This window comes from Sphingobacterium allocomposti (assembly GCF_008124885.1).
Lineage (GTDB): Bacteria > Bacteroidota > Bacteroidia > Sphingobacteriales > Sphingobacteriaceae > Sphingobacterium > Sphingobacterium allocomposti.
In genome coordinates this window covers 1-15,781 of sequence record NZ_VNHX01000009.1, presented here as the reverse complement: position 1 = coordinate 15,781, position 15,781 = coordinate 1, and the positions used below count along the sequence as shown (strand labels likewise).

General features: G+C 46.5%; 14 protein-coding genes. 10 read left to right on the top strand and 4 right to left on the bottom strand.

Features of this window, described 5'->3' with window-relative positions; translation table 11 throughout:
- The first annotated feature begins 4 nt into the window (after positions 1–4).
- A complete protein-coding gene (locus BC792_RS08170; protein ID WP_148908507.1) occupies positions 5–1,525 on the top strand; it encodes a SusD/RagB family nutrient-binding outer membrane lipoprotein in 1,521 nt (506 codons plus the stop codon).
- Positions 1,526–1,550: 25 nt separating this feature from the next.
- Positions 1,551–3,071: a DUF5689 domain-containing protein gene (locus tag BC792_RS08165; protein WP_148908506.1), complete on the top strand. Its 1,521-nt coding sequence runs from the start codon at positions 1,551–1,553 to the stop codon at positions 3,069–3,071.
- A gap of 166 nt (positions 3,072–3,237) precedes the next feature.
- On the opposite strand, the gene BC792_RS08160 is transcribed toward BC792_RS08165, so the two are convergent.
- The 4 genes from BC792_RS08160 to BC792_RS08145 all read right to left on the bottom strand — a co-directional run bounded on the left by BC792_RS08160 (position 3,238) and on the right by BC792_RS08145 (position 7,084).
- The gene (locus BC792_RS08160) at positions 3,238–5,100 is read right to left on the bottom strand and encodes a M1 family metallopeptidase (RefSeq protein WP_148908505.1); all 1,863 of its coding nucleotides are present in this window, start codon (positions 5,098–5,100) and stop codon (positions 3,238–3,240) included.
- A gap of 15 nt (positions 5,101–5,115) precedes the next feature.
- The gene (locus tag BC792_RS08155; protein WP_211357499.1) at positions 5,116–5,505 is read right to left on the bottom strand and encodes a hypothetical protein; all 390 of its coding nucleotides are present in this window, start codon (positions 5,503–5,505) and stop codon (positions 5,116–5,118) included.
- Between the two features lie 51 nt (positions 5,506–5,556).
- The gene (locus BC792_RS08150; protein ID WP_148908503.1) at positions 5,557–5,778 is read right to left on the bottom strand and encodes a hypothetical protein; all 222 of its coding nucleotides are present in this window, start codon (positions 5,776–5,778) and stop codon (positions 5,557–5,559) included.
- Positions 5,779–6,229: 451 nt separating this feature from the next.
- Positions 6,230–7,084, bottom strand: a complete 855-nt coding sequence (locus BC792_RS08145) for a M23 family metallopeptidase (protein WP_148908502.1) — start codon at positions 7,082–7,084, stop codon at positions 6,230–6,232.
- Positions 7,085–7,219: 135 nt separating this feature from the next.
- Between BC792_RS08145 and mutY the strand changes: the two genes are divergently transcribed.
- The 8 genes from mutY (at position 7,220) to BC792_RS08105 (ending at position 15,002) form a co-directional block, all read left to right on the top strand.
- Positions 7,220–8,281 carry an A/G-specific adenine glycosylase gene (mutY, locus tag BC792_RS08140; RefSeq protein WP_148908501.1) on the top strand — a complete coding sequence of 354 codons (1,062 nt, stop codon included), beginning with the start codon at positions 7,220–7,222 and terminating at the stop codon, positions 8,279–8,281.
- A 9-nt stretch (positions 8,282–8,290) separates the two neighbouring features.
- Positions 8,291–8,734 carry a single-stranded DNA-binding protein gene (locus BC792_RS08135; protein ID WP_148908500.1) on the top strand — a complete coding sequence of 148 codons (444 nt, stop codon included), beginning with the start codon at positions 8,291–8,293 and terminating at the stop codon, positions 8,732–8,734.
- 472 nt (positions 8,735–9,206) lie between these two features.
- A complete protein-coding gene (gene pheS / locus BC792_RS08130) occupies positions 9,207–10,244 on the top strand; it encodes a phenylalanine--tRNA ligase subunit alpha (RefSeq protein WP_148908589.1) in 1,038 nt (345 codons plus the stop codon).
- Positions 10,245–10,386: 142 nt separating this feature from the next.
- Entirely contained in the window at positions 10,387–10,974 is a 588-nt protein-coding gene (locus BC792_RS08125) for a TetR/AcrR family transcriptional regulator (protein WP_148908588.1), read from the top strand.
- Positions 10,975–11,344: 370 nt separating this feature from the next.
- On the top strand, positions 11,345–12,754 hold the full coding sequence (gene rlmD, locus BC792_RS08120) for a 23S rRNA (uracil(1939)-C(5))-methyltransferase RlmD (protein WP_148908499.1): 1,410 nt from the start codon (positions 11,345–11,347) through the stop codon (positions 12,752–12,754).
- A 49-nt stretch (positions 12,755–12,803) separates the two neighbouring features.
- Positions 12,804–13,196 (top strand): hypothetical protein, encoded by a 393-nt coding sequence (locus BC792_RS08115; RefSeq protein ID WP_246154914.1) that lies wholly within the window; start codon positions 12,804–12,806, stop codon positions 13,194–13,196.
- A 62-nt stretch (positions 13,197–13,258) separates the two neighbouring features.
- The gene (locus BC792_RS08110) at positions 13,259–14,023 is read left to right on the top strand and encodes a hypothetical protein (RefSeq protein ID WP_148908498.1); all 765 of its coding nucleotides are present in this window, start codon (positions 13,259–13,261) and stop codon (positions 14,021–14,023) included.
- Between the two features lie 289 nt (positions 14,024–14,312).
- Positions 14,313–15,002 (top strand): YiaD family glycine zipper/OmpA-like lipoprotein, encoded by a 690-nt coding sequence (locus BC792_RS08105; protein ID WP_148908497.1) that lies wholly within the window; start codon positions 14,313–14,315, stop codon positions 15,000–15,002.
- The last annotated feature ends 779 nt before the right edge of the window (positions 15,003–15,781 follow it).

Genomic DNA, 15,781 nt, shown 5'->3' with positions numbered 1-15,781 from the left:
GAAGATGATATTAAGAAAGTTAGTAATTGTAGGACTAGTGTTTTTGACGCTGCTACAATCATGCGATAAAGGGTTTGAGAACCTGAATACCGATCCGACGACCTCTACAGAGGCGTATCCCTATCAATTCATGGCAAATGCGCTTATCAACTCGGTGACATATAATATGAATAGGAACCGGAACTTTACAAACGAGTTGATGCAGGTTACGGTAGCTATCGGCGATGGTGATGGCCGTGTATTTCGGTATGACTTTAGAAGAAACTGGGCGGACTATCTTTGGAATGGTCACTTTATAGAACTCTCCAATTATAAGGACATGTATAGTAAGGCACTGGAGCCAATAAATTATAATCGGTCCTATCAAGGTATCTCCCTAATATTGCAAACCTGGACATATTCGATTTTAACGGATACCTATGGAGATATCCCTTATTCTGAGTCAAATTTAGGTAGAGATTCGTTAATACTCGAGCCTAGGTTTGACGCCCAGCACGACATATACGTAGACATGTTTAGCAAACTCGATTCGGCGAACAACCTTCTTCGGGCAGGAGACGCTATCGACGCTGTGCACGATCCGGTATATAGCGGTAGCGTAGCCAACTGGCGTAAGTTCGGCAACTCATTGTTTTTAAGATTGCTCCTGCGAGTAGCACATAAGCCGGAAGTGAAGGAGTACGCCATCGCTAAAATTAAGGAGATACTGGAAAGTAATCGATCAAACTATCCTATTATTGCAAACAACGACGAATCGGCCATTCTGCGCTGGACAGGCGAAGGCGCCTATGTATCACCCTATATGGCTATCAGGGTTCAGGATTTTCGGGCGGTGGCGATCGCCGAGTTTTTCATTGATTTCTTACGAGATAGCAATGATCCCAGGATCAATATCCCTGAATACGGAACCTCCAGCATTAACAGATGGGGAATTGCACCTGTTTCGGGCAATTATGTTGGTGTTCCAAGTGGATATGCGCAGGGCAGCGAAGACTATTCGAGGATGTCCTATTTCTATTCTGCCGATCAGAATAGCGGAGTGAATAGCCTACAACGTGAGCCGCTGGCAGGAATGATCATGAACTTTTCCGAGGTCGAGTTTATTAAAGCGGAGGCCGCACTCAAAGGGTGGATCAGTGGCGATCCCAAAGTGGCATTTTATAGCGGGGCAGAGTCCTGTATCAAGTTGTGGCTGCCAAACTGGTCGGGCACCATTCAAGCGCACCTCGCGGCCTCAGATATTGACTGGAGCGATCAGGATACGTTTGAAGAAAAAATGGAACGCATACACATGCAGAAATATATGGCTTTGTTTTTAGTGGATATGCAGCAATGGTTCGAGCATAGAAGGACAGGTTACCCTGTATTGCCAAAGGGGGCTGGACTACAAAATGGAGGAGAGATGCCGGCACGAATGTTTTATCCCGTTTACGTGCAATCTTCTAACCCAACGAATTATAAAGAAGCTGTGGCAAGGCAAGGTGCAGACGCTATTAACACGAAGGTTTGGTGGCAGAAGCCGTAACGTATTTTCAAGAAAGAAGTTTAACATGAAAAGAATAATTCATCAAGTACTATTTCTATTGGTACTCTCGGCCATAACGGCCGGTTGCGCTGATACTAACTACCCTGGCGGAGAGATCAGTCCCTATATTAGCATTTACGATGTGCGGAATCTGTTTAAAGGAACAGCGGTTACATTAAACCCGGAAATTTTGGATGGCTCCCAAAAGCTGGCCGCTACCGTAATATCGGATCATAGCGGGGGCAATCTGCCCGCTGGGCTATTGATTGTTCAGGATAAAAGGAGATTGGATTTTCAACGCGGAATCGCCCTTCCTCTGGGTGAGGCTGCGGCAAGTTTTGTGCCGGGAGATTCTGTGATCGTTGATATCAACGGAGGAATACTGGATCGGGTGGACGGCATACTTCAAATAAAAAACATCACGACAGACAAAATCACGAAAGTAGCGAAAGTGCCCGTATACGTCACACAAGCCAATGTTGCAAAAATTATTGCTAATCCTAACGATTATGAAAGTACCTTGGTCGCTATCGTCAAAGGAGGATTTACGTATACACCCACTGAGGGGCAGGTCATGGCCGGCGATCAGGAGATCAACGACGGTTTCGGATCGCTGACGGTCCGGACTGATGCCCGCTCTGAGTTAGCAGGGCTCCCGCAGTATCGAATGGCTAATTACTACGGCATTATTTTCAATGAAGTGATCGGTGACAGCCTTGTGCCGTACGAGCGTATGCGTATCCCGTCGGATCTTGTCGAATTAAAATCGGAATATAAAACGCCTAAGGCCATCATTACGGGGTGGTCTAACGATCCGAGAGGGACAGACGCGAATAATGAGTATATACAGTTTATGGCTACGGAAGATATCGATTTTTCGAAGACGCCGTTCGCTGTCGTGACCACAAATAATGCAAATGCTTCTACGCCAACAGGATTCCCACAAAAAGGTTGGGCCACGGGGGGCATGCGCACCTATAAATTCAATCTGACGAGCGGGTTTGCAGCTAAGGGGACGTTTTTCTACGTTGGAGGATCGAACAAGCTAATAATGAGTACCAACTCAACGAGTATAGCTCACGCCAACTGGATTACAGCATATGCATACAATACCAACGACGGATTCGATTTCGGGACGCGGACCACGAACCTTTTGGCCAATAGCGGTAATGCCTACGGCATTGCGATCTTTCAAGGGACAAATGTGGATGCTACCTCCATACCTGAAGATGTGATGTTCGTCGGCACCGGAGGGAGTCTGGTCGGGAATGGCTACGGCTATCGGATTACCAACAACGATTTTTATGATATCATCAACCCACTGACATTGGAGGAACAGCCTTTTTACCGGTCTGGATCGAATACCAATGCGATGACTTACAATACGCCGTCGGATGCTGGGTATTTTAACTTTATGGGAGGAGAGTTTAACCTTAAGCTTGGACGATGGACAAAAGCACGGGTAAAATATGCACCGTTGCTCACCAAAGAATCCACGCTGGAGGAAATCGAAGATCCTGAATTGACAACCAAGCTGATTGAGTGATAAACTTTATACTTGCCTTTGTTTGTTGATCCAACGAGAGCAGGCAAGTATCTATAAAGGGGAGGGACAAAAAAGGAGGCTCCTTGGTGAACAACCCTTTCTGGATTTCGAAATTTAGAAATCCGGAAAGGGTTGTTGTGTATTCAGGTTTTCTGCGGGCTAATAGTTACCGAATTACCGTATTGTTACCCGACTCAATATCGGCTAGCCGCAACGACGGGTCGATTTGTACCTTTTTCGGTTTTTTAGTGACCTTTACCGTATAGGAAGGCTTTGTCCAGAACCAATCCTCGAGTACAGTACGTTTTACGCCGTTGTACAGACTGAAGTTTTCTGCAGGTTTCTCCCCGCGCATTTCCCGCAGTGGGATGTAAAACAACTCTTTTGAGCCATCTTCGTATTCCACCAACAGGTCGATAGGCATCGCGAAGTTAGATTTGTTGGTCAAGGTGATTTCTGTGTCGGAAACCTGTTCAACAGCATAGTCGATCGTGCGCGTGGTGTTTATAAACAGGTTGAAGTACCATTTTAGGTTTATTCCAGAAACCTCTTCAGCTACACGCTTGAAATCGTTTGGCGTAGGGTGTTTGAACTTCCATATCTCGTAAAACTTTAGAAAGGTCTTTTCTAAATTCTGCTTACCGATAATGTACCCGAGCTGTTCGGCCAATACCTGTCCCTTGTTGTATGCTTCGTTGCTATACGCATAGTTGGTATTGTAGTAATCGGCAAGGAGGCTCATCGGCTCCTCTTTTCCGGATAGCGCCAACTTGTAATACGCGCGGTACGCGTTAATAACCGGGTTGGTTTCCAATGCTCCTTTTTTCTCGAACAAGCTTTGAAACGCAAGTTCCTCAATGTAGCTGGTAAACCCTTCGTCAAACCACTCGTCGACCGTCTCGTTGATGCCAAAAAGGTGCTGATACCAGGAGTGTGCTGCTTCGTGGAAAATAACGCCGACCAGGCTTTTTATGTTACGACCGCCCGTGACGAGGGTCGCTGTGCCGTATTCCATCCCGCCGTCGCCTCCTTGTACGATGCTATATGTTGGCCATGGGTATGCGCCGAAATGATCGGCGCAATAGTCGAAAAATTCCGTTGCCAGGCCCAGCGCCGTCTTCCAATTGCTTTTAACTTCATTGTTGGTTGGGAGAAAAACGGTGTATACCGAAACGCCCCCACGGCTTTTGGCGGAGTCAACCACAAATTTAGGATCAGCGGCCCAGACAAAATCGTGTATGTTTTCAGCCTTGAACCGCCATGTTGCCTTGCCGCCGTTCGACGATATTTTAGCTTTCCTGTCATACCCTTTGACTGCCGTAGGATTTTGCAGCTTACCCGATGCGCCAATCACATAGTCCTTGTTGATATGGATAGTGACATCGAAGTTACCGAATGGGGCGATAAATTCGCGGGCTACGTATTCATCAAGGTGCCATCCGAACTCGTCGAAATGTGCCATTTTCGGGTACCATTGTGCCATGGAGAGGGCGACTCCTTCTTTGGAGTTCCGTCCGCTGCGGCGGATCTGTTCTGGTACCTGTGCCTTCCATTGCATGACGAATGTTGCCGTTTGGGAAGGCTGCATAGCCTCAGGAAGGGTAACCTCTAGGATTGTTCCATCGACTTTAAACGAGGCTGGTTGCCCATTATAGGTCAGCGATTGTATGTCCTGATAGCCTATTTGTTCGGGTGTCAAGGTGGCTATGCGGCTTTGGTATACCGGTTTTTCCTTGGTACCAACGTTGACAGTCATCCGGGAATCAGGATCGGCGATGTTAGTCAGACGATGGTCCATCATGCTGCCGGGTTGGAACGCATTGAAGTAGAGATGGAAGTATACCTTGGCGAGCGCTTGATTGGAATTGTTGGTATACGCCAATGTCATCTTCCCCTGATACTGGTAGGTTTCATCGTCTACATCGATATCCATTTTGTAGTCGACTTTCTGCTGCCAATATCCTGCCCGTTGGGCGGAGACCAATGCTGCCGTCAGTACATAAAAAGAAAGTAACAGTAGTTTTCTCATATCTATCGGTTGTTTTTACATGTAATAATATTCGATACCTCGTTGCCTGAAAGCGTGTATCAAAGCGTCGAGGTCGTCAGCTTGCTGAAAAAGCTTGTTCCGCCAATATCGTCTCGGCGCTTTCTCCTTATGGAAGAAGATCATAAGGAGGTTGCCTCCGGACCGTGGTAAGTTCCGGATATACTTGATATCGCCGAGCATGAATGTGTCTGTTCCAGTGCCCGACTCTACGGTCACCTTTTCTTGGTTGATCGTCCATACGGACGGTGCTTTGCTCCATTTGGTGCTCAAAAAGATCAGGAAAGGCAAGCTGATTAATACGGCAAGAATCTTTGCAATTTCCTGTATCGGCATACGGGAAACGAATGCAGTGATTAAACACACCCCAGCGAGAAGCAGTAGCATAAATCTGCCGCGATGTAAAGTGGCGATGTGAAAAGTGGGGGTGCTCATAGGTCAAAAATAAGAAAGAGCAGCCATATAGCTGCTCTTTTCCTGAAATATCACGAGTTCTTTACTGATTGTTTTTTGCGAAGCCTGCGCGCCTGTAAACAGCAAATAGCCGATAGCCATAACCCCTTCCATTGTGTCAGGCTGAGCACTTCGGCGAGCTTTGTACAGGCTCTGTCGAAGCCACCCTTCGACTACGCTCAGGGTGACAGCCTCTATGTCAGCCATTCACTTTACAACTTCACGACTCAACGACTTTACGGCTTATAGCTATCTGCCATCTGCCTTTCACTTTACAACTTCCCGAATCAACGCCTTTACAGCTTATAGCCATCAGCCATTAGCTTATACTACGCAGATCTCACATCTAATATCTGACTTCTCACTTCTTCATAGCCCCTCAACCCGGGACGGGGTTTTACTTGGAAGGTCGGAAAAAGTAAAAATTAAAAAGGTAGTTGGAAATTAATTGTGAAGTCTCTAATCACGATCTATCCCCTAACTCCCAACTACCAATCACTAGAAATGCTGACGCAGTCGAACCAATGCCGGTCCTTTCCGACGCACGAGGCCGTGGAACCGTGAAGTAAACAGTCAATAGCTTACAGCCATCAGCCTTTCACTTTACAACTTCACGAATCAACGTCTTTACAGCTTATAGCCATCAGCCAATAGCCCGCTAAAAATAGAAGTACTTCTCGGGATTTACCTTGCGGTCGTTGATAACGACCTCATAATGCAGGTGTGGGCCCGTACTACGTCCGGTGCTTCCCAACAGTCCGACAATTTCTCCGGCGTCGACTGTCTGCCCCTTTCGAACACGGGTTCTTGTCAGGTGTGCATATCGGGTTTCATATCCGTTGTTATGCTTCACCATGACCACATACCCATAATCGCCCTTATATCCGGCGAATGTAACCCGGCCTTTTGCGGTGGCCTTCACAGGGTCTCCTATCCGACCTTTTAAGTCGACTCCAGAATGCATCTCACGCCCTCTATTGGTAAAAGGGTTTCTGCGGTATCCGAAGCGGGATGTTATTCTTCCTGGATGTGGGACACCTAATGGCATACCATCCAGTTTTGCTTCTAGACTCTTCAATTGTTTCTTATAGAAAGAGGAGAGTTCGACAAGGTCATCTTCACCTTTTTCTACCGGGCCTCCCATGTTCTTCATCTTTATCTCTTTCAGGCCACGCTTTCTCATTTTTTGGTTGATCCTTTCGAGTGTGCTGTCTATGGAATTGAAAGATTTTTTCATTTCCTCCGTGGTCAGCTGGCTATTGAACTCCTCCAGCTCCAGCAGGCGATTCTGTTGTTTTAATTCATTAATTTTTTTGTCGTAAACCTGGATATATTGTGCTGAAGTGCGCTGTTTTACCACATATACAACTGTGACAATAGTCGCGGCTATAAGGCAAATCAACGAAAGGAGCAATTTTTTCCAGTGTGAAATTATAAATGTTGGTACCTGCATTCTCGTAGTGGATGTGCCATCCGGTTCCACAAAAAGCACGGCTGTCTTTTTCTTTAGCATAGCGTCAATAACGAAATCTTACTTTTATGATACGGAATACAAAGGTACCCCTTCAAGATGTTTAACTTCAATATTTTACGTTTTTTAACATTTTGGGCACCTGTTTTTATTGAAAAAAAATAAGCAACTTTGCGTATGTCTTTTGCTGCGAAACTGTTGAAATGGTACGGTGAGAACGGACGGGATCTACCTTGGAGAAACACGCAGGACCCTTATATTATCTGGCTTTCGGAGGTTATTTTACAGCAGACGCGGGTGGAGCAGGGGATGCCCTATTTTTACCGTTTTGTCGAAGAGTTTCCTATTGTAACAAAATTTGCGGAAGCGGATGAGGAAAAGATCCTGCGGCTATGGCAGGGGCTGGGGTATTATTCGCGTGCACGGAATATGCATAAGGCTGCCAAGATGGTTGTGGCCGCATTTGGAGGAAGATTTCCTACAGCCTTTGCTGATGTCATCCGTCTGCCGGGTGTTGGTGAGTATACCGCCGCTGCTATTGCTTCGTTTTCATCCAATGAGGCAAGAGCTGTTGTCGATGGAAATGTGTACCGCGTACTGTCGCGGATGTTCGGTATTTCCCGGCCGATCAACTCGACACAGGGAAAGAAGCTTTTTTCGGAGCTTGCCAATGACTTGTTGGACAAGCAGCACCCGGGGCTATATAATCAGGCCATCATGGATTTTGGCGCGGTGCAGTGCAAGCCAAAAAATCCTCTGTGTGATCAATGTATCTTCCGATTCGAATGTGCTGCGTTCCGTGAAGGGCTGACGGAGCACCTACCTGTTAAGATGAAGGGGAAGGAGAGCAGAAACCGTTACTTCCATTATTTTATCATACGCGAAGAGGAACAGCTGTTGATGGCAAAAAGAGGCGGGGGTGATGTGTGGGCTAATTTATATGAATTTCCGATGCTGGAAACGCCGACAGCGGTTGAGGTGGACGATCTGATCGGTACGGAGCAATTCGGCGCTTTTTTTCATCCTTTTGCCGTAGTGGAAACCATCGGCCCGCCGACGAAGCACGTCCTCAGTCATCAAAACATCCACGCGCGCTTTTATATGATACATAACGCGTCCGCATTGAAGGTGAAAAAGTCAGAATGGAATTATTTTTTCTGGGAAAAAATCGATAGATTAGCTAAACATAAACTTATTTTTTCATTCCTGGAAAGGAACAAACAGCTAATCATCCCCTAAATTGTAATTATGGCTAGTGTTAACAAAGTAATTTTAGTTGGGCATCTGGGAAAAGATCCCGAAGTGCGTTATTTAGAAGGCAATATTACCGTTTGCAGTTTTCCCTTAGCAACCTCAGAGACCTATACGAAGGATGGTATCCGCATGCAGCACACGGAGTGGCACAACATTGTTATGTGGCGAAACTTGGCTGAGATGGCCGTCAAATACCTAAAAAAAGGTAAGCTGGTTTATATTGAAGGGCGTTTACGTACGAGGAATTATGAAGATCGGGAGGGGAACCGCCGTTTTGTAACCGAGATTGTGGGCGAAAGTTTCAAGCTGCTTGGACGTCCTTCGGACTTTGGGCAGGGGGGGAAAGCAGCCCCGGAAGGCACCGCCGACGATGGGGAGAAAGAGCAGGAAGTCGATTTCTTAGAGAACGACAACGATAGGGACGGTTTGCCGTTTTAGTATTAGCAGATGGCTATAAGCTGTAAAGGTGTTGATTTGTAAAGTCGGGAAGTGAGATAAGGTTGATAGGGTTAATAAGGTTGATATGGTTAGTGAATGAAAAGTCGAAGATGTAAAGTCGTTGAGTTGCTGATTCGTAAAGTTAAGATCTAACACCTAACCCTTAACTCCTAATTTCTGACTTCTAACTTCTAACTTCTAAAATGTAAAGTCGTTGATTTGTAAAGTCGGGAAGAGAGAGGGTAATGGCAGATGGCTGATGGCTGATGGCAGATGGCTGATGGCTGATGGCTGATGGCAGATGGCTGATGGCTGATGGCTGATGGCAGATGGCTGATGGCTGATGGCAGATGGCGGATAGCAGATAGCTGTGGAGACACAAGATCTTGTGTCTCCACAGCCAATAGCCACTGAAGAAATTTTAAAAACCAAGGGGAAGAAATTTTTAATATTTTGCCGTATCTTTGGCGGTATGTTGCACGACAAGATTAAGCAGTATACAGAGGAGGTTAACGGGTTCACCCCGGAATCGGCTGGAGACGTGGAGAACTTTCGCCTGAAATATTTGGTGTCCAAAGGCATTGTGAAAACGTTGTTTGAAGAATTTAAATCGGTTTCTTCAGAAGAGAAACGTACGTTGGGGAAGGTGTTGAACGAATTCAAGCAACTGGTAGAAGGGAAATTTAGCGAAGCTCAGGCCCGGTTTTCAGGTCCGGTACAGGCGGTCCGTCGGGAAGAGGGCGATTTGACGCTTCCGGGGGAGGGATTCCAGCTAGGTTCCAGACATCCGCTGTCGCTGGTGCGAAAAGAGATTGTTGAGATATTTAAAAAGCTCGGTTTTGTCGTTTCGGAAGGTCCTGAGATCGAGGACGACTGGCATAATTTCTCCGCGCTTAATTTCCCGCCGGAGCATCCCGCCAGGGATATGCAAGATACCTTTTTTGTCGAGAAAAAAGACGGAAATGATATCGCCTTGCGTACGCATACGTCATCTGTACAGGTGCGGTTAATGGAAATGGGCCAACCCCCTTTTAGGGCGATTATGCCGGGAAGGGTCTATCGCAACGAAGCCATTTCAGCTCGGGCTCACTGCTTCTTTCATCAGGTAGAAGGCCTGTATGTGGACGAGAATGTGTCGTTTGCGGATTTAAAGCAAACGTTGTATCATTTTGTGCAGGAACTATATGGTGAAGGTACCAAAGTCCGCTTCCGTCCTTCATATTTCCCGTTTACGGAGCCCTCAGCAGAGATGGATATCTCTTGTACAATCTGTAAGGGTGCGGGCTGTCAGTTGTGTAAACACTCCGGGTGGGTGGAGATCCTCGGGTGTGGCATGGTTGATCCCAATGTATTGGAAAACTGTGGGATAGATAGTAAAAAATATTCCGGATTCGCCTTTGGTATGGGAATAGAGCGGATTACGAACTTAAAATACGAGATTCGGGATTTGCGTTTATTCTCCGAAAACGATGTCCGTTTTCTCTCGCAGTTCGAAACGGAAATTATTTAATCTTTTCGATGGAGGTCCGGAAACATAGACGTCGTGCAAATAGCCTCAGCCTTTCGATGGATGCGTTGCGTCCGTGCAGGCTACACAAACTTCGCCACCGGAAGGTAGACCGATCGGAAGGAGGACGACGAAACATTAAATGATGGAATCTGATAACGTCATATTGTCTATAAAGAAATCGGCGCGAGAGCTTTTCCGTCGTTACGGGTACAATAAGACCAGTGTGAATCAGTTAGCCAAACAGGCTAAAATTGCAAAAGCGACCTTTTATAAACATTTCGCCAGTAAGGAGCTCATCCTGCACGAAGTGTTAATGGATTATATTCGGGAGAACGTTCAGGATATTCTCGATAAAAATGTCAGAGAGAAAGATCTTTCGACTTTTTTAGCCAATACTATCCTTCGGGTAAGCCGCGTAACATATACGGTGTGTAACGAATTTGTCGGCTGGGAGTTTATCCGCGAGTCGGCGAATGCCCAAGAATATTTAAAAATTCTCTCGGATGATCTGGAATTTTTGTTGTTGAGTTCGTTTATACAGAATGAAACTATTGGACAGACCGTTCCGGAAGAAAGGTTGACCTTCCTGATTAAAAGTAGTAAGAGCATCGTTTTTTCCTTTGCCTTTACGGCAGTCACCGATGCCGACGTCCGCAAAAATTTTATATCCTTTCAAAAAGACATGCTTCCCTATCTGGTCCAGGCAACGCTGCTTGGTACTAACCACTAACAGTTAACGGGGCGCCCTTCGACTACGCTCAGGGTGACAACTTCTATGTCAGGCTTTGTTCCCTTCGACAGGCTCAGGGTGACAGTATGTTTAGCGATGCCTGAAAGTCTGCTTTTTTCTGAGACGAAGCTTGTCGCGTCTACTGCCTGCTAACGACTAACAGTTAACGGGGCGCCCTTCGACTACGCTCAGGGTGACAACTTCTATGTCAGGCTTTGTTCCCTTCGACAGGCTCAGGGTGACAGTATGTTTAGCGATGCCTGAAAGTCTGCTTTTTTCTGAGACGAAGCTTGTCGCGTCTACTGCCTGCTAACCACTAATTACCAACTGCTGATTACTGTCGAGAAAAAAACGTATTTTTGCACCCATTATGGGTAGAAGAATTCCACAGGACAAGCGATTTATAGCAGACGTAAATATTGTTGATATAGCCGAGGAGGGGAAAGGAGTAGCAAAGCAGGACGAGCTCGTCATGTTTATAGAGCATGCTGTTCCGGGCGACATCGCCGATGTGGAGTTGCTTCGAAAGAAGAAGAGCTTTGCCGAGGGACGATTGGTGACGCTGAAATCGGCTTCGGAGCATCGGGTAGATCCTTTTTGTCCGCATTTTGGAACATGTGGAGGTTGCAAATGGCAGCATATGAATTACGCTGCGCAGCTGCATTTCAAACAGCAATATGTGGACAACGCGTTGAAGCGTTTGGGAAAGGTTGATACGTCGTGTATGGAGGATATCTTAGGGTCCGATCAAACCGAATATTATCGGAATAAACTGGAATTCACTTTTTCGAACAAGCGATGGTTGACGACGGTGGACCAAGACGTCCCGCCGGCGGATATGCATGCGCTTGGCTTTCACGTGCCGGGACGGTTTGATAAGATCTTGGATATAGATCATTGTTTTCTGCAGCAGGATCCGTCCAACGCGATCAGGAATGCTGTACGTGACTTTGCGGTAACGCAGCACATATCTTTTTATGATCTTCGAACACATGAAGGAGCTTTGCGAAACCTCATTATCCGTACTTCTTCTACGGGCGAGGTCATGTTGATTGTTGTTTTTGCTTATCCGACCGAAGAACAGATTGCGCTTTTGATGGCGTTTATCCATGAGCGTTTCCCGGCTTTAACGTCGCTCCTATATATCGTCAATCAAAAACGGAATGACACAATTTTTGATCAGGATATTCACCTGTATGCCGGACGCGATTTTATATATGAGGAGATGGAGGGTTTGCGCTTTAAAGTAGGGCCGAAATCTTTTTATCAGACGAATTCTGCCCAGGCCTATGAACTGTACAAAATTACCCGCGAATTTGCCGGCTTAACGGGGCGTGAACTTGTCTACGACCTATATACCGGTGCAGGAACCATCGCCAACTTTGTCGCGAAATCAGCCCGTGCCGTGGTAGGGGTGGAGTATGTTCCGTCGGCAATTGAAGATGCGAAGATAAATTCAAGCATTAACGGTATATCGAATACCACGTTCTACGCTGGAGATATGAAGGATGTTCTGACGGCCGACTTCGTCGAGCGTCATGGTCGGCCGGATGTTGTCATCACGGATCCGCCACGGGCGGGTATGCACGTTGATGTCGTCCATAGGATTTTAGAGATGGAGGCATCAAAGGTTGTCTATGTAAGCTGTAACGCAGCGACGCAGGCAAGAGATCTTGCTATTTTACAGGAGAAGTATGCTGTCAGCCGTATTAAGCCGGTAGACATGTTTCCGCATACGCAGCATGTCGAAAATGTTGTACTCCTGACATTGCGGGCATAGTGTTTGTATTCCTATGATGGTTGTTTTTTTTGACTTTTAACTTTTTATCGTGGATATAGAAGATTTAATGGGTAAAGACAGGCAGGGAGACTCGGCTGAGCAGCCCAGTCCGCTGCAGAGTTTGAAGGTAGACCTTGACTTTTATAAAGAGTCGATAAAGGAAGTATCGATCGATATGGTGGCCGAGGGCTATACGTTGTATCCGATATTTATCGCGCATCAACATGAAGTAAGCATTGGTGAACCTATTTTGAGGCACGAAGAATTGAATACGCGCTGGTCTATCCACGCGAGCTCGCTGGAAGAGTTTGTCGAGCGGGGGCTCATTAAGGAAGAACGGAAAAACTATTTTATAAAGACCTACAAACCCGCGGACGAGTATATGTGCTTATTTGTCGTTGTTCCTGAGGGAGCGAACTTCGTTTTTTATCCTTACGGCTAATTACGTTTAGATTTAAAACTTTTTAACATTGCTTAGTCTAAACAATTGTTAATTTTAGCTGAATGCATTTAAAAATAAAACATATCTATCTTTTTATATCCTGCATGTTTCTGTTGCTGGGCGCGGAACGACAGGCGGTAGCGCAATCGAACAGTGGCGTCTCTGGCATTGTCGTTACAAAAGGGGGCAGTACCCGACTTGGCGAGGTGAACGTAACCAACCTTAGGACAAACAGGCGTACACAGACAAATACATTCGGCGTGTTTATTATTGAGGCGTCGGTTGGGGACAGCCTATCGTTTACCAAGACGGGATACGGTCCGGTGAAGACGGTTTTACAGACGCAGGAAGATATTCTTATCGAGATGCAGGAGGGTTTGACGCTAGAGACGGTGGTAGTCAGCCGTATGAGTAAAGAGGCTGAGATGCGTGACATGCTGGACGACTATCGTAAGAAGGGTGTATACAATGGCGGAAAGAATACGGTGGGCACCTATCTGGGAAGCCCCGCCACGGCACTGTACAACCTATTTGGGAGAGACGCAAAGAACGCCAAGCGCTTTGCTAAGTTGATGGATCGGGAATTAGAAGAGTCTAAAGTTGACCGCATATTTAATAAGTCGTCGGTAGGTGCACTTACCGACTTAGAGGGGGACGAATTGCAATCGTTCATGGATCTGTACCGCCCATCGTACAGCATGGTAGAACATTGGGGGCAATATGACTTCATGAACTATGTGAAGACTTCTCTTGAAGCCTGGAATAAAAACGGTCGCCCCCGCTCGTCCCGCTTACCTAAATTAGAGATTCCTCCACAAGAAAGATAATATGTATCGCCGATTTATTAGGAGCGACACATTTTGGCATTTACTTTGTTTATTGTATTAGAACGTTGATCAGGTGGTATCAGGAGCCGGAAGCATGGTTCGGTGTTTTGATACACTGGGACCGGAATGTTTATTCACTAAGAATACACATCGATAAAATAATAGTTGCATATGAAATGCGCATGTTTAGCACGCTTGAATGCAGATGGATGTAAATACGAATGAATAACCGATGTAGGACATTCATGCATGCCATTGGATATAAACACAAACGAATAATTATACACATATGAAAATGAATAAAAAAATAGCTGTTTATGGCTTATCGGTTGCAACATCGGCGATGCTGCTTGCGAGTTGTTCGACTATTCAGAACACGAATAGTACTACAAAGGGTGCTGTCATCGGGACAGCTGCGGGTGCCGGGCTAGGAGCACTTATAGGAGGTAAAGCCGGAAACACAGCGGTAGGTGCTATTGCTGGAGCAGCTATTGGCGGCGTCGCAGGTGGACTGATCGGTAAGAAGATGGACAGACAGGCTAAGGAGATCGAAAATACCGTTGCGGGAGCTGAAGTGATCAAGGCGGACGAAGGTATTATTGTCAAGTTCGATGAAGGAATATTATTTGACTTCAATAGTTCTACGTTGAAGTCGGCCGCAAAAACTAATATCGCCAAGCTGGTGGAAACGTTGAATAAGGAGCCCGGTACAGAAATATTGGTTATTGGGCATACAGATAATATTGGAACGCTGGCGGCCAACCAGAAGGTGTCGGAATCCAGGGCCAATGCTGTAAAAGCATATGCCGTTTCGCAGGGACTGAGCAGCGGCCGGATCAAGACGGAAGGTAAAAACTACTCGGAGCCTATTGCTTCTAATGATACAGACGCGGGGCGCGCCGAGAATCGTCGTGTGGAAATCGTTATTGTCGCAGGAGACCAAATGATTCAGGAGGCGCAGTCGGAAGCTGGACGTTAGTATAGAGCCTGAGTAAAATCATGTTACGCATATTCGTATGCTTCCAACAGGCGGTCTGAGCAACACGTCGTTTACTTGCTCCTGCTGTCCTTGAAGGCGTATTCGGATATAACTGTTTTCAGAAAGAGCTATTCAGCGATGGATAGCTCTTTCGTTTTTTGCTGTGTCCGGTCCTCCGCTGGACACAGCAAATTTGTGAAGTAGTGAAGCGCAGCGTCACTAAGGATCTTAGGATAAAAGGGAGTCTGAGACTCCTGTTTATGAGCCCGTCCGTAGAGACCGCTTCGCTCACTCTACGGACAGTGTGCTTCGATAAAGTCAGGCTGAGCCTGTCGAAGCCCAGCCTGGCATCTGTTCGACGGAACCTATCGATATCACCGGCACTATCCTTAGTGTGAAGCGCAGCGTCACTAAGGATATGATGATAAAAGGGAGTCTGAGACTCCTGTTTAAGAGTCCGTCGTAGAGACCGCTTCGCTCACTCTACGGACAGTTGCTTCGATAAAGTCAGGCTGAGCCTGTCGAAGCCCAGCCTGGCAACTGTTCGACGGAACCTATCGATATCACCGGCACTATCCTTAGTGTGAAGCGTAGCGTCACTAAGGATATGATGATAAAAGGGAGTCTGAGACTCCTGTTTAAGAGTCCGTCCGTAGTGAGCGCTTCGCTCACTCTACGGACAGTGTGCTTCGATAAAGTCAGGCTGAGCCTGTCGAAGCCCAGCCTGGCATCTGTTCGACGGAACCTATCGATATCACCGGCACTATCCTTAGTGTGAA

What these genes read in the sequence shown, in the direction of transcription:
- BC792_RS08155 (WP_211357499.1), bottom strand. Translation starts at nt 5,505, where the DNA reads ATGCTACTGCTTCTCGCTGGGGTGTGTTTAATCACTGCATTCGTTTCC.
- mutY (WP_148908501.1), top strand. Translation starts at nt 7,220, where the DNA reads ATGTCTTTTGCTGCGAAACTGTTGAAATGGTACGGTGAGAACGGACGG.
- BC792_RS08170 (WP_148908507.1), top strand. Translation starts at nt 5, where the DNA reads ATGATATTAAGAAAGTTAGTAATTGTAGGACTAGTGTTTTTGACGCTG.
- BC792_RS08105 (WP_148908497.1), top strand. Translation starts at nt 14,313, where the DNA reads ATGAAAATGAATAAAAAAATAGCTGTTTATGGCTTATCGGTTGCAACA.
- BC792_RS08125 (WP_148908588.1), top strand. Translation starts at nt 10,387, where the DNA reads ATGGAATCTGATAACGTCATATTGTCTATAAAGAAATCGGCGCGAGAG.
- rlmD (WP_148908499.1), top strand. Translation starts at nt 11,345, where the DNA reads ATGGGTAGAAGAATTCCACAGGACAAGCGATTTATAGCAGACGTAAAT.
- BC792_RS08145 (WP_148908502.1), bottom strand. Translation starts at nt 7,084, where the DNA reads ATGCTAAAGAAAAAGACAGCCGTGCTTTTTGTGGAACCGGATGGCACA.
- BC792_RS08165 (WP_148908506.1), top strand. Translation starts at nt 1,551, where the DNA reads ATGAAAAGAATAATTCATCAAGTACTATTTCTATTGGTACTCTCGGCC.
- BC792_RS08160 (WP_148908505.1), bottom strand. Translation starts at nt 5,100, where the DNA reads ATGAGAAAACTACTGTTACTTTCTTTTTATGTACTGACGGCAGCATTG.
- BC792_RS08150 (WP_148908503.1), bottom strand. Translation starts at nt 5,778, where the DNA reads ATGGCTGACATAGAGGCTGTCACCCTGAGCGTAGTCGAAGGGTGGCTT.
- pheS (WP_148908589.1), top strand. Translation starts at nt 9,207, where the DNA reads ATGTTGCACGACAAGATTAAGCAGTATACAGAGGAGGTTAACGGGTTC.
- BC792_RS08135 (WP_148908500.1), top strand. Translation starts at nt 8,291, where the DNA reads ATGGCTAGTGTTAACAAAGTAATTTTAGTTGGGCATCTGGGAAAAGAT.
- BC792_RS08110 (WP_148908498.1), top strand. Translation starts at nt 13,259, where the DNA reads ATGCATTTAAAAATAAAACATATCTATCTTTTTATATCCTGCATGTTT.